This window comes from Pseudomonas sp. NFACC02, assembly GCF_900110765.1.
In the GTDB taxonomy this organism is placed as follows: Bacteria; Pseudomonadota; Gammaproteobacteria; order Pseudomonadales; family Pseudomonadaceae; genus Aquipseudomonas.
Genome location: NZ_FOEO01000014.1, coordinates 114483 through 133684, shown reverse-complemented (window position 1 = coordinate 133684; position 19202 = coordinate 114483). Strand labels below are relative to the sequence as shown.

Genomic DNA, 19202 nt, shown 5'->3' with positions numbered 1-19202 from the left:
GGGCACTTTTGGTTACTTTTGGTGCCTTTTCAAAAGTGACCCGCCGGAGGGGCGGAAAGGTGAATCGGCGCCACCCGAGATAATGGATCTGCCCACCCTTCCAATGCCAAACCCAACAAACCCACCCACCGCGAACCTCAAAAACTAAACCGCATGCACCTGTTTTGCTGCCGGTTCCCGGCAGATCGCGGGGTGTGTGCTTAGCCTTCTTCCAGCCAGAACCGCAACGGCAATCCCTGCGCGGGCCACAAACGCAACTGCTCCACCTCTGACACATCCCACCGCTGAACCTGGCCCAGGGCATCCAGAAAACGGTGTTCCTGTTCCATCAAGGCGGGCGCACAGCGTTTGCGGGTGCTGCCCACCGGGCCGAAGCCGAGGCTGTCACCCTCCAGCCGGTACGACGCGAACCAGTGATTGCATCCCGCATTGCCGTAGGCGCGGCCATCATTGCCTAGGGTCATGGTCAAGTGGCTGTTGTCGATCAGCGGACGTTCGCCAATCCACTCCAGCACATAACCGTGATCACGCTTGAGCGCGTCGGTGTCGGTTGCACAGCCCGCCAGCGTGGCGGCCGCGAGCACGGTCAGCACAAGCGATTTCATGCGGCGTTTTTCGCGCAGGCCGGGCACAGGTGGTGCTCACCGACGGTTTTCCAGCCTAGTTCAGCAATGCGCGCGGTGGCGGCGGGCTTCAGGGCTTTTTTGCCTTCCTTGCCGTCGACCATGAACTCGATGTCTTGCTCTTTGCCGCAACCGTTGCAGTTGACCTTCCATTGATGGATCGCCAGCTCGGTAAACGCAGGGCCGTTGGCGACCGCCACCCACTGTCCCGGAGGGTTGATCAAGTGGCGGACTTTTTCCACTTTCAGGCGCATGTACAGGTCTTTGCTGCCTTTGACGGTCACCAGCAGCACGTCGTCGTGCTTGATCGATCCGCCGTTGCCGGTCACTTGATAGCGACCGACCGCCAGGCTGCGGCATTCGATCAGGGTGTGGTGAGGGGTGAGCATGCTGTAGCGAAAATCGTGTTCGGCCATGAGGGTCTCCAAATAGGCGCGCATGCTAACACTTTAGATCGCCGATGCCCGCTGCCGGTGGGCGGCCAGCGGTGTTGAAAACGGGAGACGTTGGGGCAGTCCCCCCCCTGTGGTGTGGAAGCGAGCTTGCTCGCGAAGACGTCAGGAGGCTGTCTGAGGGATCGACGCTCAGACACTGTTTTGCGGAGTCCCTGCTGCCCAACTCATGATGTTATCCAGCGTCGTCTGCGCAATCGCACCCAGCGCTTCCCTGGTCAGGAACGCCTGATGCGCCGTCACCACCACATTGGGAAAGGTCAGCAGGCGTGCAAGCACATCATCCTGCAACGGAAGGTCCGAACGGTCTTCGAAGAACAGTTGCGCTTCTTCCTCGTATACGTCCAGCCCGAGGTAGCCTAGCTGGCCGCTCTTCAGCGCTTCGATCAGTGCGGGTGTATCGACCAGCGCCCCGCGACCGGTGTTGATCAGCATCGCGCCACGTTGCATGCGCTGCAGCGAGGCTTGATTGATCAGATGGCGGGTGTGTTCATTGAGCGGGCAGTGAAGGCTGACGATCTGCGCCTCGGCCAGCACTTGATCCAGCGACAGGTACCGTGCCCCCAGCGCTTCCACCTGCGGATTGGGGAAGGGGTCATACGCCAGCAACTCACAGCCGAAACCGGACATGATCCGCGCGAAGGTGGCGCCGATCTGCCCGGTGCCGACCACGCCCACGGTCTTGCCCACCAGGTCGAACCCGGTCAGCCCGTGCAGCGTGAAATCCCCATCGCGCGTGCGGTTGCAGGCCCGGTGCAGGTGGCGATTGAGCGAGAGGATCAAGGCCACCGCGTGTTCGGCGACGGCATGGGGTGAGTACGCCGGCACGCGAACGACGCTGAGGCCCAGACGTTGGGCGGTGGGCAGGTCGACATGGTTAAAACCCGCCGAGCGCAACGCGATCAGTTTCGTGCCGCCCGCCGCCAGGTGTTCAAGGACGGGGGCGCTCAGGTCGTCATTGATGAACGCGCAGACCACCGGGTACTGATTCGCCAGGGCCACCGTGTCCAGCGTCAGCCGTGCAGGCTGGAAGTGCAATTCGATCTCGGCGGGCACATTGGCCGAGAGAAAACTTTCTCGGTCGTAGGTCTGGCTGCTGTAGAGGAGGGTGCGCATGGTGGTTCCTTTCTGAAAGTTTCGCAGTCGACCCATCACTGTTGTCGGAGTGCGCTTGCCGGCGAATGACCGGTCGATCCGATGCACATGTTTTGGATTCACCACCGAATCGCGGGCAAGCACGCGCCTACAGGGTATTCATCCGCTTCGACTGCGCACTGATCCACATCACGCACTCACCCGTGCCTCGATTTCCAGTCGCGTGATGGCTTTCTCCAGATCATTGAGCGCTGCATCGCTGTCCGGCGAGTCCTGCTTGAGCAGGGTTTCGCTGCGTTGGCAAGCGGCGCGCAGTTGCGGCACGCCGCAGTAGCGGGTTGCGCCGTGCAGGCGATGGACGCGTTCGATCAGGGCGACATGATCACCCGCCTCGCGTGCGGCCCGGATGGCTTCGCGGTCGGTGTCCAGTGACGCCAGCAGCATCGCCAGCATGTCGGCGGCCAGGTCGGCCTTGCCAGCCGCCAGGCGCAACCCTTCCTCATGATCCAGCACTTGCAGGTTGACACCGCCCTGGCTGATCTCATGGTGGCGCTCGGGTGCCTGGTTGCGCAGCGCAAGACCGGTCCATTTCAGCACGACCTGCGCCAGCTGCCGTTCGCTGATGGGCTTGGTCAGGTAGTCGTCCATGCCGCTTTGCAGCAGCGCGCGCTTCTCGTTGGCCATGGCATGGGCGGTGAGGGCGACGATCGGCAGTGAGGTCGCCTGGCGCTCCAGTTCCCAGCTACGAATGGCCTCGGTGGCCTGACGCCCGTCCATGCCGGGCATCTGCACGTCCATCAACACCAGATCGAAGGTTTCTTCCTGCACCGCCTGAACGGCCGCATAGCCGCTGTCCACGGCGAGCACCTTGGCGCCCATGTCTTCCAGCAGCGTCTGCACCAGCAACAGGTTCGCCGGGTTGTCGTCGACGCAGAGAATCCGCGGCGGTCGGCTTGGCAGGGGTTCGGGCACCTCGTTGCGCAGCTGCTTGGGGTTGATCAGTTCTGACAGCGCCCGACGCAACTTACGTGTACACGCAGGCTTGGCCTGTAACTGGCTGTAAGCGTCGGGCACCGAAAGTTGATAGAGCGCCTGCTCCGTCGTCGGGCACAACACCAGCACTTTGCAGTCGAGGTTCTCAAGGTCCCATATCTGCTGACGCAGACGCTCGGGCGGCAGTTCGTGGGCGGTGACACCGAGCACGGCCATGTCGATGGCGTGGGGCGTCTGGTGTACCACGGTCACGCCGTTGATCAGGTTTTCCAGATTGTTGAACACCATGGGCTGCAGCCCGCAATCTTCCAACTGGTGTTCCAGCGCCTGACGCGCCAGGTCGTGATGTTCGAGCACCGCCACGCGGCGGCCGATCAAGGGTGGGGCGGGCAGGTCTTCAAGGTCGGCGCGGGTTTTCGGCAAGGTCACGCTGATCCAGAATTCCGAACCTTCGCCGGGGGTGCTTTCGACGCCGATCTCGCCGCCCATCTGTTCAATCAGCCGCTTGGAAATCACCAGACCCAGGCCGGTGCCTCCCGAATGGCGAGACAGTGAGTTGTCGGCCTGACTGAATGCCTGAAACAACGCGCGCACGTCCTGACTGGACAGGCCGATGCCGGTGTCTTGCACACTGATGCGCAGCTGGACCGTGTCATCCTGCTCGTCTTCGAGCATGGCGCGCGCAACGATGGTGCCTTCACGGGTGAACTTGATGGCATTGCTCACCAGGTTGGTCAGGATCTGTTTGAGTCGCAACGGGTCGCCCACCAGCGACAACGGTGTGTCGCGATAGACCAGGCTCACCAGCTCCAGTTGTTTGGCGTGGGCGGCGGGGGCGAGGATGGTCAGGGTGTCTTGCAGCAGGTCGCGCAGGTTGAACGGGATGGCATCGAGCACCAGCTTGCCGGCCTCGATCTTCGAGAAGTCGAGGATTTCGTTGATGATGCCCAGCAGGCTGTCGGCTGACTTTTCGATAGTGCCTAGATAGTCGTGCTGGCGCGGGGTCAGCTCGCTCTTTTGCAGCAGATGCGTAAAACCAAGAATGCCGTTGAGTGGCGTACGAATCTCGTGGCTCATGTTGGCCAGGAACTCGGATTTGATCCGGCTGGCTTCCAGCGCTTCTTTGCGGGCGAGGTCCAGCTCGATGTTCTGAATCTCGATGGTTTCCAGATTCTGCCGGACGTCCTCGGTCGCCTGTTCGATGCTGTGCTGCAGCTCTTCCTGCGCATTTTGCAATGTCGCGGCCATGCGGTTGATGCCCGAACCGAGTTCGTCCAGTTCGTTGCTCCCCATGGGCGGCAGGCGCGCTTCCAGGTTGCCGTCCTTCAGTTGGGCCACCACGTGTTTGATCTGCTCGATAGGGCCATTGATGGTGCGGCTCATGCGCAATGCAAGCATGGCGGTGAGACCGAGCCCGATCACGATCAGCACCAGACTGGCGAACAGGCTGCGATAGCCGCGCAGCAGCGTGCCACTGTGGGACAGTTCCAGCTCCACCCAGCCCAGCAAACGGTCGGCCTCGGCCGGAACGACGTCACCGGTCAGGTGGCGATTGCGTCCGAACACGGGCATCAGATACCGCGTGGCGTCGTTCTCGGAACGTTGCAACAGGTGGGTGCTGTTACCGGTCGGCACCTGATTGATCATGGTCGGACCCGCATGTGCGAGCGGGTTGTGCTCAGCGTCAAGGAAGGAGACCGCGCGCACGTCGGCCTGCTCCAGCACCTGGCCTGCGATGCGTTCGAGCATCGCTTTGTCGCTGCTGGCCAATGCGGTGGCCGACAGCGGGGCCAGTTCGTTGGCGATCATTTCGCCGCGCTTGAGCAACTGGGTTTGCAACTCCGAGAGCTGCATCCAGGTGAAATAACCGCCCAGCAGCGCCGCCATCAGACAGGCCGGGAGCAGGGTCAGCAGCAATACGCGGCCTTTGATGCCCAATTTATTCAGCACACTTTTTTCTCCGGCAATCTTGAGTCACATGGCCAGGACGTTCAGCAAGACCTGCGCCATGGTTGCCTGTTATTCGCTGCGAAGCGCCTTGGGTGATGTGCGCAGTGTAGCCACTTGCGCGCGTCTAATCGCGGCTAAATAGACGATGGACAGACGCCCTGGCCTCGCGTGTCGTTGCGCCGCCATTGCCGGTGACCGCGCAATCTTGAATAATCGCGGCCTGAGAATCAGTCGCAGACGCCAATGAATCCCGCAATCATTCACCGCCCCAGCATACTCGCCATTGAGGACGATCCCGTGCTTGGGGCGTTTGTACATGACTCGCTGAACCGGTGCGGCTTCCGCGTGACCTGGTGCCAGAACGGTGCGCAAGGGCTCGAGCGTGCCCAGCGTGAGCCGTTCGATGTGGTCCTCATGGACATCCTGCTGCCGGGCATGAACGGCCTGGACATCCTGTCCCGCCTGCGCCGCCGGCACACGATGCCGATCATTCTGATGTCCGCGCTCGGCGCCGAAGCGGATCGCATCACGGGTTTCCAAAACGGGGCGGACGATTATCTGCCCAAACCCTTCAGCGTCGACGAGCTGCGCGTGCGCATCGAAGCGATCCTGCGTCGAGTCGAGCTTGAGCGCCGCTTTCAGACCCCTGTTGTCGCAGCGGCCGTGCCCCGCCCGGACGACCTCAGGTTCGACGAGGGCCTGTGCGATGTCAGCTTTGGTCGCAAGGCCGCGCAACTGACGCCCAGCGAATACCGGTTGCTGGAAACCCTGTGGCGCAATCCGGAAGACGTTCTGAGCAAACCCTTCCTTTATCAGCATGTCTTGCAGCGCGGGTATTCGCAGCATGACCGAAGCCTGGACATGCACATCAGCCAGATTCGCCGCAAACTCAAGGCGATCGGCTACGAAGCGCATCAGGTGCGTACGGTGTGGGGCAAAGGGTATGTGCTGACCGAGTCCGAACCGGATGCGTAAGCACCGTCCACGCCTGCCGGGCAGGCATTCGTTGTTCTGGAAACTGGCCGTCCTGCTGGTGGGATTCTGCTTGTTGATGATCTGGCTCAGTTGGTACTGGGGTCGTTATGTGGAAACACAGAATGCCTACCTGACAGCCGATGCCCGTCAGGTGCTCAACGGGTATGCCGCCGAGGCAGAACACGCGTGGCATGCAGGTAACCGGCCCGGCATCGACCGGTGGCTGCAAGAGATTCGCAGTCAGGAAAAGGGCTGGGTCGGGGTAATAGGCCCTGACCTGCAGTCACTGAGCAGCGTGCCGTTCGACGACAGTCAGATGCAGCGCCTGACCTTCTTGCGCGGCGTCGACTGGCCCATGAGCCGGCGCCAGAAGACAACGCCTTGGCTGAAGATTCCATTTCCCGAGCTGCCAAGCGCGGGCAGTCTGGTCATCGAGTTGCCCGAGCGCTTCAAGCCGGGACGTCATGCGTGGGTCTGGCAACTGCTGACCAGCGTGGTCATGCCGGCGTTGTTCACCCTGTTGTTGTGCATCGGGCTGTACCGTCTGCTGATTCGTCCGCTCAATCAACTGCGTGAACAGGCCAATGCCTGGCGTGCCGACCGCCTTTCCAATCGCCTGTCGGCGCAGATGACGTCGCGTCAGGACGAGTTGGGTGAGCTCAACCGTGCATTCGATCACATGGCCAGCCGCTTGCAGTCCACGGTGCAGATTCAGCAGCAACTGCTGCGCGATTTGTCCCATGAACTGCGCACGCCGCTGAGTCGGCTGCGTGTGGCCTGCGACAGCGAACAAAGCCTTCCGCAACTGCGCGACCGGTTGAGCCGTGAGGTCGAAGGCATGCGTCGGCTGGTGGATGACACGTTGCACCTGGCGTGGCTGGATGCCGAACGGGAGAAACTGCCCGACGAGGATATCGAGGTACTGGCCTTGTGGGACATGCTGGTCGACAACGCCTGCTTCGAAAGCTGCTGGCCTGCCCGTCAACTGGTGTGCGACCTGGACAGCCAGTGCTGGGTGCGCGGTCACCTGAACACCTTGGCCCAGGCACTGGAAAACATTCTGCGCAACGCCATACGTCATTCGCCGCCGGCAGGCATCGTTCGTTTGGGCGGACGGCGTGACGGCGACGACTGGCTGCTATGGCTGGAAGACCAGGGCGGGGGTGTGGACGACAGCGATCTGGAACGGATCTTTGCGCCGTTCATTCGCCTCGATGGCGCTCGACCGGGAGATGGCGGGTTCGGCCTGGGCCTGAGCATCGCACGCAACTCGCTGCGGCTTCAGGGCGGCGACATGTGGGCCGAGAACACGGCGCAGGGCTTGCGGATGATCATGCGACTGCCAGCGCGTGAGGTCGATGCGGTCGTTTGAGTCGGGCTGCACGGCGATTCTGTGGAAGCAAGCTTGCTCGCGAATGCGATCTTCCCATGACAGATTTATCGGCTGACACACTGCATTCGCCCGGATACGGCGCAGACCAAGCGCTCCTGCAGGTTGGAGGCAATGGCGTCACCGTTTTGCTCGGGATGATCCGCTTATTCCTTTTCGCCATATCCAACTCACTTTGCGTGATATGGGCTTGGAGCGATTGCCGGTATGATAGGCGACCCCCGCACGTCTGGATCGCGAACACGCCATGACCCTGCAGTATCAAACCATCGCCGATTGCGTCGGCAACACCCCGCTGGTGCGTCTGCAACGCATGGCCGGGAACACCAGCAACACGTTGCTTCTCAAGCTGGAAGGCAATAATCCGGCCGGTTCCGTAAAGGATCGCCCGGCGCTGTCGATGATCACCCGCGCCGAGTTGCGCGGACAGATCCACCAGGGCGACACCCTGATCGAAGCCACCTCCGGCAACACCGGCATCGCCCTGGCCATGGCCGCCGCGATCAAGGGCTACCGCATGATTCTGATCATGCCGGACAACTCCAGTGCCGAGCGCAAGGCGGCGATGACGGCGTATGGCGCCGAGTTGATTCTCGTCAGCAAGGAAGAAGGCATGGAAGGCGCCCGTGATCTGGCCGAGCGCATGCAGGCCGAAGGCCGTGGCAAGGTGCTGGACCAGTTTGCCAACGGCGACAATCCAGAAGCGCATTATGTCGGCACCGGCCCCGAAATCTGGCGGCAGACCGGCGGCACCATCACCCACTTCGTCAGCTCCATGGGGACCACGGGCACCATCATGGGCACCTCGCGTTACCTCAAGGAACAGAACCCGAACGTCCAGATCGTCGGTTTGCAGCCCATGGACGGCTCGGCGATTCCCGGCATCCGTCGCTGGCCGCAGGAATACCTGCCGAAGATCTATCAGGCCGACCGCGTCGACCGGATCATGGACATGGCCCAGAGCGAAGCCGAGGACGTCATGCGGCGTCTGGCCCGTGAAGAAGGCATTTTCTGTGGCGTGTCGTCGGGCGGCGCCGTGGCCGGCATGCTGCGTCTGTCCCGGGAAGTCGAGAACGCGGTCATGGTCGCGATCATCTGTGACCGTGGCGACCGTTACCTGTCGACCGGTGTCTACGATGCGCCCAACTGATGGCCAGGCGTGATGCTGGCCTGCGTTTCCAGCCCAGTGGCGGCACCCGGACAACGCAGGTCCCTACCGGTAAGAAACAACGCCTGACCATTGAGCGCCTGTCCAATGACGGCCGTGGCATCGGTTTTGTCGACGGTCGCACCTGGTTCGTGGCGGGCTCGCTGGCCGGCGAAGAGGTGGAGGCCCGCGTGCTCGGTGCGCATGGCAAGGTGGTCGAGGCCCGCACCGAGCGGGTGTTCAGCGCCAGCCCTCTGCGTCGTCAGCCAGCGTGCCCGCACTTCGGTCGTTGCGGTGGCTGCAGCGTGCAGCAGATGCCCCACGACGAACAGCTTGCCCTGAAACAGCGCATGCTCGCCGAGCAGTTGAGTCGCGTGGCTGGTGTCGAGCCTGATGAGTGGGCCGCGCCGCTGACGGGGGACGAATACGCCTACCGCCGGCGGGCTCGCGTTGCTGTTCGCTGGGACCCGAAAGGTAAACGCCTCGAGGTCGGGTTTCGGGCTGCATCCAGTCAGGACATCATCGCCATCGATCAATGCCCGGTGCTGGTACAGGCCTTGCAACCGATCATGACGGCGTTACCGGAGATGCTCGGGCGCTTGAGCAAGCCGCAAGCGTTGGGGCACGTCGAGTTGTTCAGCGGTTCGGCCAACGCCGTGCTGTTGCGCCATACCGCGCCGCTGGCGGACAAGGACCTCGACATTCTCCAGGCCTTCTGCGAAACCCACGACGCGCAACTGTGGTTGCACGGCGAGGATGGCCCACAGCCTGTGGACGCTTCGGCGCACCTGGGCTTTCGTCTGGAACCCTGGAATCTGGAGCTGGCGTACCGGCCGGGCGACTTCGTCCAGGTCAACGCGCAGGTCAACACGGCGATGATCCAGCAGGCGCTGGCGTGGCTTGCACCGGGTGCAGATGAACGAGTGCTGGACTTGTTCTGCGGGCTTGGTAACTTCGCTCTACCGCTGGCGCAGATCACGCGCGACGTGGTGGCGGTGGAGGGGGTCGAGACGATGGTCCAGCGTGCAACCGGCAACGCAGTCGGCAATGATTTGCATAATGTGACGTTTTTTCAGGCGGATCTGTCGCAGCCGCTGGACAAGGCGCCCTGGGTGGCGGAAGGTTTCCGCGCAGTACTGCTCGATCCTCCGCGAGACGGGGCATTTGAAGTGGTCGGCAAGCTCAAGTCGTTGGGTGCTGAACGGTTACTTTACGTGTCGTGCAATCCGGCAACTTTGGCGCGTGACACGGTCGAATTGATCAAGCAGGGCTACCGATTAAAACGTGCCGGAATCCTCGATATGTTCCCGCAGACAGCGCATGTCGAGGCAATGGCGTTATTTGAAGCGAGTAAGTGAGACGGTGCGGTTCAAGGAAGCGGACCGGTGTCTTACAGGGACTCTCGTTTAATCCGACTGGCCCGCGTATGCGATCTTGCATGGCCCGCAAGGTGCGTGCGCTGAAGAAGGCTGGCGACTGATGGCGCATTTCATCGCGCCGTAGGGAAGGTAAGCAACATGGTACAGGTGAGAGCACACCAGCCGATAAACACAGACGGCAGTATCAATCTCGACGCGTGGCTTGATCATGTGGTCAGCGTCGACCTCGCAGTGGACCGACAGGCGCTCAAAGAGGCCTGTGAATTTGCCCGGCAAGCCGAGCAACAGGACAACGCCGCCAAGAACCTCTGGGCGGAAGGCACGTCGAGTTTTCAGACGGGCCTGGAAATCGCTGAAATTCTGGCCGATCTCAAGCTCGATCAGGACTCGCTCATCGCGGCCGTGATTTATCGGGGCGTGCGCGAGGGCAAGATCCCGCTGCCGGACGTCAGTCAGCGGTTTGGTCCCACGGTGGCCAAGCTGATCGATGGCGTGCTGCGCATGGCCGCTATCAGCGCCAGCCTCAGTCCGCGTCAATCGTTGGTATTGGGCACTCAGGCGCAGGTCGAGAACCTGCGCAAGATGCTGGTCGCGATGGTGGATGACGTCCGCGTCGCCCTGATCAAACTGGCCGAGCGCACCTGCGCGATCCGTGCGGTCAAGAACACCGACGATGAGAAGCGCAACCGGGTTGCCCGGGAGGTCTTCGACATCTATGCGCCACTCGCGCACCGCCTCGGCATCGGTCATATCAAATGGGAGCTGGAGGACCTGTCCTTCCGGTACCTGGAGCCTGAGCAGTACAAGCAGATCGCCAAGCTGCTGCACGAGCGTCGCCTGGATCGCGAGCGCTTCATCACCGACGTCATGTCGCAGCTGGAAAATGAACTGCTGGCCACCGGCGTGACCGCCGACATCAGTGGTCGTGCCAAACACATCTATTCGATCTGGCGCAAAATGCAGCGCAAAGGTCTGGAGTTCAGCCAGATCTACGACGTTCGCGCCGTGCGGGTACTGGTGCCGGAAATGCGCGACTGCTACACCGCGCTCGGGATCGTCCACACCCTGTGGCGGCACATTCCCAAGGAGTTCGACGACTACATCGCCAACCCCAAGGAGAACGGCTACCGTTCGCTGCACACGGCCGTGATCGGTCCCGAGGGCAAGGTGCTGGAAGTGCAGATCCGCACCCACGCGATGCACGAAGAAGCCGAGCTCGGCGTCTGTGCCCACTGGAAATACAAAGGCACTGACGTCAAATCCAGCTCCAACCATTACGAAGAGAAAATCTCGTGGCTGCGCCAGGTACTGGAATGGCATGAGGAACTGGGCGACATCGGTGGTCTGGCCGAGCAACTGCGCGTCGACATCGAGCCTGACCGGGTGTACGTGTTCACCCCGGACGGTCACGCCATCGACCTGCCCAAAGGCGCGACGCCGCTGGACTTTGCCTATCGCGTCCACACCGAAATCGGGCATAACTGCCGTGGCGCGAAGATCAACGGCCGCATCGTGCCGCTCAACTACAGCCTGCAGACCGGTGAACAGGTCGAGATCATCACCAGCAAGCACGGCACCCCAAGCCGCGACTGGCTGAACTCGAACCTGGGCTACATCACCACCTCGCGAGCGCGGGCGAAGATCGTCCACTGGTTCAAGCTGCAGGCGCGCGATCAGAACGTCGCGGCCGGCAAGGTCTTGCTCGAGCGCGAACTGGCCCGTCTGGCGCTGCCACAGGTGGACTTCGACAAGTTGGCGGACAAAGCCAACATGAAGACCGCCGAAGACATGTTCGCCGCGCTCGGTGCCGGCGACCTGCGTCTGGCGCAACTGGTCAACCTGGCGCAGCAACTGGTCGAGCCTGAACGCGGCAACGAGCAACTGGAACTGATCCCGCGCAAGGCATCCGGGTACAAGCCGGGCAAACGCGGCGACATTCAGATTCAGGGCGTCGGTAACCTGATGACCCAGATGGCCGGCTGCTGCCAGCCGCTGCCGGGCGATGCCATCGTCGGTTACATCACCCAGGGCCGCGGTGTGAGCATTCACCGTCAGGACTGCGCGTCGGTGTTGCAACTGGGCGGGCGCGAGCCTGAGCGGATCATCCAGGTCAGTTGGGGCCCGGTGCCGGTGCTCACCTACCCGGTGGACATCATCATTCGGGCCTACGACCGCTCCGGTCTGCTGCGTGACGTGTCTCAGGTCTTGCTCAACGAACGCATCAACGTGCTGGCCGTCAATACCCGCTCGAACAAGGAAGACAACACTGCACTGATGTCCCTGACCATCGAGATTCCGGGTCTGGATGCACTGGGGCGGTTGTTGGGACGGATATCTCAGTTGCCGAACATCATCGAGACGCGGCGTAATCGTACGCCTTGATCAGGGCTTGCTTCTGGCAACCGCTGATCGCGAGCACGCTCACGCCTACAGGGGAACGCGATGTCCTGTAGGCGTGAGCGTGCTCGCGATGGCGGCGGTTCAGGCGCCGAATGTCTCGATCCGAAGTACCGACAGGACTTTCAATGTATAAGCTCCAGGATCTGCTTAACCTCATGGCCCGTTTGCGCGACCCGCAATACGGCTGTCCGTGGGACGTCAAGCAGAATTACGCGACTATCGTTCCCCACACCCTCGAAGAAGCCTATGAAGTCGCCGATGCCATCGAACGCGGTGATTTCGATGACCTGCGCGGCGAGTTGGGCGATCTGTTGTTTCAGGTGGTGTATTACTGCCAGCTGGCGCGCGAAGAAGGGCGGTTCGAGTTCGATGCCGTGGTCGACGGGATCACACGCAAACTGATTCGCCGCCATCCCCACGTTTTTCCCACGGGCGACCTGTATGCGCCCTTGGAAACGCCGCGTCTGAGCGAAGATCAGGTCAAGCATCGATGGGAAGCGATCAAGGCCGAGGAGCGTGCCGAGAAGGCTCACGCGCCCGAGCAGCTGTCCTTGCTGGACGATGTACCAAACGTGCTGCCAGCCTTGGCGCGGGCCGCCAAGTTACAGAAGCGTGCGGCGCAAGTCGGTTTTGACTGGCCGGCCGCATTGCCCGTGGTCGACAAGGTGCGCGAGGAGCTCGATGAGGTTCTCGAGGCCATGGCCGACAACGACAGTGAGGGCATCCAGGAAGAGATTGGGGACCTGCTGTTCGTCGTGGTCAATCTGGCCCGTCATCTCAAGGTCGATCCGGAAAATGCCCTGCGCGCCGCCAACGGCAAATTCGAGCGGCGTTTTCGTTTTATCGAACAGGCCTTGCGCGACACCGCTCGCCCCATCGAAGATTGCAGCCTCGAAGAGATGGATGCGCTCTGGGGCGAAGCCAAGCGTCAGGAAAAGAACACGCCCAACTGCGGTTGAGTTGACTATTGAGAGAGAGAAGATAAATGGCGGGTATTTCCCTTCGTGACCAGTTGCTCAAGGCAGGTCTGGTCAACGAAAAGCAGGCCAAACAGGTCGCCAAAACCAAGCAGAAAGAACAGCGTTTGGTGCACAAGGGCCAAGCGGTTGCCGACGACGCCAGCCAGCGCGCCGCCCAGGAAGCCATGGCCGAGAAGGCCAGACGTGACCAGGAACTGAACCGTCAGCAGCAGGAAAAGGCCGAGCAAAAGGCCCGTGCCGCTCAGGTCAAGCAGTTGATCGAAGCCACGCGCCTGCCAAAGCTGACCACCGAGGATTACTACAACTTCGTCGACGACAAGAAGGTCAAGCGCCTGTCGGTCAACTCGCTGATGCGAAGCAAGCTGAGCAACGGCTCGCTGGCGATCGTCCACCACGGTGGCACCTACGAAGTCATCCCTCGCGAAGCGGCGCTCAAGGTGCAGGAGCGTGATCCTCGCCGTATCGTGCTGCTCACCGAGCCAACGGAGGAGCCGGACGGCGACGATCCGTACGCGGCCTACAAGATCCCTGACGATCTGATGTGGTAAGCCTGTAACAACAAAACCCGCCTGAGCGGGTTTTGTTTTGTCGCGATTCCGTTATTGCGAGTTGCTCGCTGCCTTCTTGGCTTCCAGCTCCGCGAGCTCTGCTGCGTAACGCTGTGCGTCCGATTCATGGTGGAACATCCCTACCAGTTGGTCTTGCTGGCGAACATCCCAGATCTGAATGCCATCCGCGATGCTTTCGTGGGAGATATGGGCGTCGTCGCGTTCAGTAACAGTTACCGTCATGTTGAAAACTCCTGACTTTTTAAAATCTGCGGCAGGACGTCGCAGTGGTTTCTTTATAGATTTTGGTAGCTGGCTAAGTAAACCGACGATTTTGGTAAAGGTTTTTTGTTGATTTTGAAAGAATGGGTAAAGGGTTGTTTTAAAAGGGGATGCGGCGATTTGTCACACTCATTTGGAGGGCGTGAAGAAAGTTTCATGTTCGGTTGGGGAACATTCGGTGCCGCAAAACTGGCGGTTTTGGTTTGTTAGGTGAGGTGAATGGCGACGGTGACTCAAGGGGCTTTTGGGGTAGTTCTGGTGGTACTGACATTTTAGGTTCGGCCTAACGGCCAAACTGTTCCGCCTTCGGCGGGTTACTTGAAAGGACCCCCCTCTTTGTTTCAAGAGGCAGCCAAGGGTCAGGCTCCCGGTTTGGCGACTCCTTCGTCGTCGTACCCTCACTCCGGCGACGCTCCGTGGGCCCGCCGCCATCGGCCATCCATGGCCGGGGGCGGCTCTCGCGGCATCCATGCCGCTCGGCCCACTTCGCGCCGCCTGCGTTCGGCCTGCACCCAAGTCGCGTTTGGTGGTGTCTGGACCATTGAGGTCGAAAAGCAAAAGCAACAGCAGAGCAGCAGCAGAAATATCTCTGATCGTTTCCACGCAGGTTGACGCAGTCCCTGTAGGAGTGGAGTGCTGGAAACGGATGCATAACCCCAAAAAGCGAGGAGCGTTAGCTCCAGCCCGCGTTGCTCTTGTACGCGACAGCCCAGACACCACCAAATGCGACTTGGGTGCAGGCTGAACGCAGGCGATGCGGAGTGGGCCGAGCGGCATGGATGCCGCGAGAGCGCCGCAAGGACATGGATGTCCGTTCGGCGCGGGCCCACGGAGCGTCGTCGGAGTGAAGGTACTCCGACGAAGGAGGAGCCCAACCAGGAGCCTAGACACTTGGTTACTTGGTGTCTTTTCAAGTAACCCGCCGAAGGCGGAACGCTTCTGCCGTTAGGCAGAACAAACATGAGCGCCACAAGCGACCAAGGATAAACACCCCCTCGCCAGCAGCGCCAACTCCAACCCCAATAAAAAACCCCGCCAATCAGCGGGGTTCTTGAAGGACACAATACAACCGGAATCAGCTGCCTTTCACGGCCTTACCGTTCACCGTGCCATCCTGCAGCATGATGTTGTATTCCTTGCCATCGGTCTCAACCTGTTGCAAACGAACCAGCAGGTAATCGTAATCCTTGGCGAACCACATCACGGTAATGCGCTTGTTTTGCGTCGGATCACGCACGCGCTCCACCTTGATTGCATCGACCGAACCGACTTTGGTGTCGACTTTCTCGGTACCCAGCACACGGAAGTCATAGGTATCGACCTCGTCACCGTCGACCACCTGATACGTCATGCTCTTCTTGCCTGCCGCGACGTCATGCTGCAGCGCAAGCTGGTAGGTGGATTTGTCGAGAATGCCTGTGTTCAACGGGATCTTGACCGCATCGCCACGGTCGGTGCCGGTGATGAATTTGGTGGGCCAGTCGAACACCAGGTCGACCTTCTTGCTCTTGCCCAGGCCGCCACGTTCGAAGTGATAAGTCTGCGGCAGCAGGGTGTCCTTTTCGGATTTCAGCGTGCTGATTTCAGTCAGGCTGGCGATCATCATCGACGCCTTGAAACTCAGGGTCCAGGTGCCGTTGGCGTTTTTTTCCAGGCTGCGAGTGGCGCTGCCGCCCCCGACCGGGAGTTGTTTGAAGTCAGCGGTGTAACTGGCGGAGAAGGGTTGAAGGTCTGCCGCATTGACCGCAGGGATTGCGAACAGAGCGAAAGCGAAGAGCAAAGCGCGACGCATAGAATCTCCTGTCTTTGGACTAAAGAGCTAAATTAAGTGGCCTGGATCAGATAGCCGCCAGGCCCCAGTGGCTGGCCGTTCAGTGAGGCGCCGTGTTCGCTCAGGACCAATCGGCCTTCGGCGAACCAGCGGATCGCCAGCGGGTAAATCAGGTGCTCCTGGGTGTGAACCCGTTGCGCCAGGCTGGCAGGCGTGTCGTGCAACTCTACCGAAATAACTGCTTGTACGACCAGAGGCCCTCCATCGAGTTCCTCGGTGACGAAGTGCACGCTGCAGCCATGGGTGGCATCGCCTGCTTCAAGCACGCGTTGATGCGTGTGCAAGCCTTTATACGCTGGAAGCAGGGAAGGGTGAATATTGAGCAACCGACCGTGGTAGTGACGCACGAAGCCCGGTGTGAGGATGCGCATGAAACCGGCGAGTACCACCAGTTGGGGCGCAAAGCTATCGATCAACTCGATCAGCGCCGTATCGAAGGCCTCGCGACCTTCGTACGCTTTGTGGTCGAGAACGCGGGTTTCGATCCCCGCGCTTCTGGCACGCTCCAGTCCGTAAGCATCGGCGCGGTTGGAAATCACCGCGCGAATGCGTGCCGGGCTGGAACTGTCCTGGAAGCTGTCGATCATGGCTTGCAGGTTGCCGCCGGTGCCGGACAACAGCACCACAACATCACACGCTTGGGGTGCGTCAGGCATCGCTAGGTCGGGCATCAGTGTGCCTTGACGTTCTTCAGCTCGACTTGCGCGGCACCTTCGGCTGCAACGCCGATCTGGCCGATGACCCAAGGCTGTTCGCCCGCTTCACGCAGGGCGTTGAGCGAGGCTTCGACGTGTTCCTGAGCAACGCAGATGACCATGCCGACGCCGCAGTTCAGGACACGGTGCATTTCGTGTTCGTCGACGTTGCCTTTTTCCTGCAGCCAGTCGAAGACGGCAGGGCGAGTCCAGCTGGCCACATCGACCACCGCCTGTGCGCCTTTAGGCAGTACGCGGGGAATGTTGTCCAGCAGGCCGCCGCCGGTGATGTGAGCCATGGCCTTGACTGCGCCAGTGTCCTTGATCAGCTTGAGCAGTGGCTTGACGTAGATGCGGGTGGGCGCCATCAGCAGGTCGGTCAGTGGTTTGCCGTCCAGCTGAATGGTTTCGATGTCGGCACCGGAGACTTCGATGATCTTGCGGATCAGCGAGTAGCCGTTGGAGTGCGGGCCGGAAGAAGGCAGGGCGATCAGGGCGTCGCCCGCCACGACTTTCGAGCCGTCGATGATGTCGGATTTCTCGACGACGCCGACGCAGAAACCGGCCAGGTCGTAGTCTTCGCCTTCGTACATCCCGGGCATTTCAGCGGTTTCGCCGCCGACCAGCGAGCAACCGGCCAGTTCGCAGCCTGCGCCGATGCCGGTCACGACCTGAGCCGCGGTGTCGACGTTCAGTTTGCCGGTGGCGTAGTAGTCCAGAAAAAACAACGGCTCGGCGCCGCAGACCACCAGATCGTTGACGCACATGGCGACCAGGTCGATGCCGATGCTGTCGTGCTTGTTCAGGTTCAGTGCCAGACGCAGCTTGGTGCCGACGCCGTCGGTGCCGCTGACGAGTACAGGCTGCTTGTAGCCAGCCGGGATTTCGCACAGAGCGCCGAAGCCCCCCAGGCCGCCCATCACTTCCGGGCGCTTGGTGCGCTTGGCGACGCTCTTGATGCGTTCGACCAATGCTTCACCGGCGTCGATGTCTACACCGGCGTCTTTGTAGCTCAGGGAGGGTTGCTTGCTCATTATCCAGGCCTTTAGGGGGGATTCGGGGTAACGACCGAGTCGGAACGGCGCGTGGCCGTGTCATCGCCGGTCTGCGAAGGCGCGCGATTTTATCAGGATTGGGCCCAAGCGGCCATCCTTGGGCCGACGGGCAGGGGCGTCATGAAGAAAAAATAACCCGCCTGTTCAGGGTTCCGCCGTTCGTCGGCGGCTATAAAAGGTGTAACTTCGTCTCCAGAATGAGCGATTCATGCCGCGCTGCGGTCTGAGTCGAGCCAGTCACATTTATGCGGCTATTAATACGCTTCGTTTGGGAATCTTCTATGCGCCTGAAAAACTGCCTGCTCGCGGGCTGTCTGTCCCTCATGAGTCTGCCGGCCCTGGCCGAAACGGTGAACAACCTCTATCAGGTGCGTGAGCCCGTCAGCGGCCAGACCCCGGACGAGAAAACCCGGGCAACGCAAGCCGCGCTGGAAACGCTGGTCGGTCGCCTGACCGGCGACCCGAAAGCCGCTCAGGGACCGGGACTTGCTGCAGTGCGCAAGGACCCACAGCAAATCATCAGTCAGTTCGGTTATGACGCTGGCCCGCCCGAGTCGTTGCAGGTGGATTTCGACCCGGCGAGCACCGATCGCGCGTTTCGTCAGGCCGGGTTGTCGCTCTGGGGTTCCAATCGCCCCGTGATCATGACCTGGTGGCTGAATGATGCAACCGATGGTGCGAACCTGGTGGGCGACGGTCAGGCGTCGGCCGAGCCGCTGCGGCGTGCTGCACAACACCGAGGCTTGCCGCTGCGTCTGCCGCTGGCTGACTTGGGCGAGCAGGGGATCGGCAACGCCAAGACCCTGGATGGCAACGACGTGACGCCGCTGAAGGAGGCATCCGAGCGCTACGGCTCCGATGCGATCCTGGCCGTTCATGCGCAGGAAAACGGCGGACAGTGGCAGGGCAAATGGCACCTGTGGCTGGGCGACAAAATGGAGCAGGGCAGCGCCAGCGGCGCCAGTTCGGCCGAGCTGGCCGATGCCGTGCTGCTCGCCGTGAGCCAGCGTCTGGCCCCGCGGTTTGTGGTGAAGCCGGGGGCGTCCTGGAGCATGGCGCTGGAAGTTCAGGGCATGAACCTGGAGCGTTACGCTCAGTTGGGGCGTTTGCTGGAGCCTTTTGGCGGCCGTTTGAAATCCGTGGACGCGGACCGCGTGGTGTTCGAAGTGAGTGGCAGTGCGGATCAGCTCCGTTCGCAATTATCGCTGGCCAAGTTGCAGGAAGTGCCCGCCGGTGAAGTCCCCGGTGTACCCGTCGACGCCGGACAGGTGCCTGCTCCGGGCGCTGTACCTGGTACGGCTCCCGCGCCGACGCCGCAACAACCGGCTGAACAAATGCTGCACTTCCGCTGGTGAACGTGTTCATAGCGACGTTGCACGAAGCCAATCATCCTGGGTTAAGGGGCAG

At 61.3% G+C, this 19202-nt stretch carries 16 protein-coding genes; 8 read left to right on the top strand and 8 right to left on the bottom strand.

The genetic code is table 11. From position 1 onward, the window contains the following. Positions 1-200 precede the first annotated feature (200 nt). From BMY73_RS14290 to BMY73_RS14275, 4 genes are all read right to left on the bottom strand, one after another. The gene (locus BMY73_RS14290; protein WP_092407863.1) at positions 201-605 is read right to left on the bottom strand and encodes an META domain-containing protein; all 405 of its coding nucleotides are present in this window, start codon (positions 603-605) and stop codon (positions 201-203) included. Then, positions 602-1039, bottom strand: a complete 438-nt coding sequence (locus BMY73_RS14285) for a hypothetical protein (RefSeq protein ID WP_092407865.1) — start codon at positions 1037-1039, stop codon at positions 602-604. Before BMY73_RS14285 ends, BMY73_RS14290 begins: the two co-directional genes overlap by 4 nt. A gap of 168 nt (positions 1040-1207) precedes the next feature. After that, on the bottom strand, positions 1208-2191 hold the full coding sequence (locus BMY73_RS14280; RefSeq protein ID WP_092407851.1) for a 2-hydroxyacid dehydrogenase: 984 nt from the start codon (positions 2189-2191) through the stop codon (positions 1208-1210). Between the two features lie 168 nt (positions 2192-2359). Next, the gene (locus tag BMY73_RS14275; RefSeq protein WP_092407849.1) at positions 2360-5113 is read right to left on the bottom strand and encodes a response regulator; all 2754 of its coding nucleotides are present in this window, start codon (positions 5111-5113) and stop codon (positions 2360-2362) included. A 243-nt stretch (positions 5114-5356) separates the two neighbouring features. Here BMY73_RS14275 and BMY73_RS14270 point away from each other — a divergent pair, with 243 nt between their 5' ends. From BMY73_RS14270 to BMY73_RS14240, 7 genes are all read left to right on the top strand, one after another. Further along, a complete protein-coding gene (locus BMY73_RS14270) occupies positions 5357-6088 on the top strand; it encodes a response regulator transcription factor (protein ID WP_092407847.1) in 732 nt (243 codons plus the stop codon). Continuing rightward, positions 6081-7460 (top strand): sensor histidine kinase, encoded by a 1380-nt coding sequence (locus BMY73_RS14265; protein WP_092407845.1) that lies wholly within the window; start codon positions 6081-6083, stop codon positions 7458-7460. Before BMY73_RS14270 ends, BMY73_RS14265 begins: the two co-directional genes overlap by 8 nt. A gap of 265 nt (positions 7461-7725) precedes the next feature. Further along, entirely contained in the window at positions 7726-8628 is a 903-nt protein-coding gene (gene cysM / locus BMY73_RS14260; RefSeq protein ID WP_062380047.1) for a cysteine synthase CysM, read from the top strand. Continuing rightward, positions 8628-9983 carry a 23S rRNA (uracil(1939)-C(5))-methyltransferase RlmD gene (rlmD, locus tag BMY73_RS14255; RefSeq protein WP_092407843.1) on the top strand — a complete coding sequence of 452 codons (1356 nt, stop codon included), beginning with the start codon at positions 8628-8630 and terminating at the stop codon, positions 9981-9983. The genes cysM and rlmD overlap by 1 nt, the downstream gene beginning before the upstream one ends. Positions 9984-10142: 159 nt before the next feature. Next, entirely contained in the window at positions 10143-12386 is a 2244-nt protein-coding gene (gene relA, locus BMY73_RS14250) for a GTP diphosphokinase (RefSeq protein WP_092407841.1), read from the top strand. Positions 12387-12529: 143 nt separating this feature from the next. After that, positions 12530-13363 (top strand): nucleoside triphosphate pyrophosphohydrolase, encoded by an 834-nt coding sequence (mazG, locus tag BMY73_RS14245; protein ID WP_092407839.1) that lies wholly within the window; start codon positions 12530-12532, stop codon positions 13361-13363. 26 nt (positions 13364-13389) lie between these two features. Further along, entirely contained in the window at positions 13390-13932 is a 543-nt protein-coding gene (locus BMY73_RS14240; protein ID WP_092407837.1) for a DUF2058 domain-containing protein, read from the top strand. Positions 13933-13983: 51 nt separating this feature from the next. Here BMY73_RS14240 and BMY73_RS14235 read toward each other — a convergent pair whose 3' ends face one another. The 4 genes from BMY73_RS14235 to purM all read right to left on the bottom strand — a co-directional run bounded on the left by BMY73_RS14235 (position 13984) and on the right by purM (position 17774). Further along, on the bottom strand, positions 13984-14175 hold the full coding sequence (locus BMY73_RS14235) for a hypothetical protein (protein ID WP_062380056.1): 192 nt from the start codon (positions 14173-14175) through the stop codon (positions 13984-13986). Between the two features lie 1114 nt (positions 14176-15289). Continuing rightward, complete coding sequence (locus tag BMY73_RS14230) at positions 15290-16006, bottom strand: DUF3108 domain-containing protein (RefSeq protein ID WP_062380058.1); 717 nt, start codon at positions 16004-16006, stop codon at positions 15290-15292. 32 nt (positions 16007-16038) lie between these two features. Next, entirely contained in the window at positions 16039-16701 is a 663-nt protein-coding gene (purN, locus tag BMY73_RS14225) for a phosphoribosylglycinamide formyltransferase (RefSeq protein WP_092407861.1), read from the bottom strand. A gap of 14 nt (positions 16702-16715) precedes the next feature. Continuing rightward, the gene (gene purM / locus BMY73_RS14220; RefSeq protein WP_092407835.1) at positions 16716-17774 is read right to left on the bottom strand and encodes a phosphoribosylformylglycinamidine cyclo-ligase; all 1059 of its coding nucleotides are present in this window, start codon (positions 17772-17774) and stop codon (positions 16716-16718) included. Positions 17775-18076: 302 nt separating this feature from the next. Here purM and BMY73_RS14215 point away from each other — a divergent pair, with 302 nt between their 5' ends. Further along, complete coding sequence (locus tag BMY73_RS14215; RefSeq protein WP_092407833.1) at positions 18077-19150, top strand: DUF2066 domain-containing protein; 1074 nt, start codon at positions 18077-18079, stop codon at positions 19148-19150. The last annotated feature ends 52 nt before the right edge of the window (positions 19151-19202 follow it).

What these genes read in the sequence shown, in the direction of transcription:
- BMY73_RS14290 (WP_092407863.1), bottom strand. Translation starts at nt 605, where the DNA reads ATGAAATCGCTTGTGCTGACCGTGCTCGCGGCCGCCACGCTGGCGGGC.
- BMY73_RS14285 (WP_092407865.1), bottom strand. Translation starts at nt 1,039, where the DNA reads ATGGCCGAACACGATTTTCGCTACAGCATGCTCACCCCTCACCACACC.
- BMY73_RS14280 (WP_092407851.1), bottom strand. Translation starts at nt 2,191, where the DNA reads ATGCGCACCCTCCTCTACAGCAGCCAGACCTACGACCGAGAAAGTTTT.
- BMY73_RS14270 (WP_092407847.1), top strand. Translation starts at nt 5,357, where the DNA reads ATGAATCCCGCAATCATTCACCGCCCCAGCATACTCGCCATTGAGGAC.
- BMY73_RS14265 (WP_092407845.1), top strand. Translation starts at nt 6,081, where the DNA reads ATGCGTAAGCACCGTCCACGCCTGCCGGGCAGGCATTCGTTGTTCTGG.
- cysM (WP_062380047.1), top strand. Translation starts at nt 7,726, where the DNA reads ATGACCCTGCAGTATCAAACCATCGCCGATTGCGTCGGCAACACCCCG.
- rlmD (WP_092407843.1), top strand. Translation starts at nt 8,628, where the DNA reads ATGGCCAGGCGTGATGCTGGCCTGCGTTTCCAGCCCAGTGGCGGCACC.
- relA (WP_092407841.1), top strand. Translation starts at nt 10,143, where the DNA reads ATGGTACAGGTGAGAGCACACCAGCCGATAAACACAGACGGCAGTATC.
- mazG (WP_092407839.1), top strand. Translation starts at nt 12,530, where the DNA reads ATGTATAAGCTCCAGGATCTGCTTAACCTCATGGCCCGTTTGCGCGAC.
- BMY73_RS14240 (WP_092407837.1), top strand. Translation starts at nt 13,390, where the DNA reads ATGGCGGGTATTTCCCTTCGTGACCAGTTGCTCAAGGCAGGTCTGGTC.
- BMY73_RS14235 (WP_062380056.1), bottom strand. Translation starts at nt 14,175, where the DNA reads ATGACGGTAACTGTTACTGAACGCGACGACGCCCATATCTCCCACGAA.
- BMY73_RS14230 (WP_062380058.1), bottom strand. Translation starts at nt 16,006, where the DNA reads ATGCGTCGCGCTTTGCTCTTCGCTTTCGCTCTGTTCGCAATCCCTGCG.
- purN (WP_092407861.1), bottom strand. Translation starts at nt 16,701, where the DNA reads ATGCCTGACGCACCCCAAGCGTGTGATGTTGTGGTGCTGTTGTCCGGC.
- purM (WP_092407835.1), bottom strand. Translation starts at nt 17,774, where the DNA reads ATGAGCAAGCAACCCTCCCTGAGCTACAAAGACGCCGGTGTAGACATC.
- BMY73_RS14215 (WP_092407833.1), top strand. Translation starts at nt 18,077, where the DNA reads ATGCGCCTGAAAAACTGCCTGCTCGCGGGCTGTCTGTCCCTCATGAGT.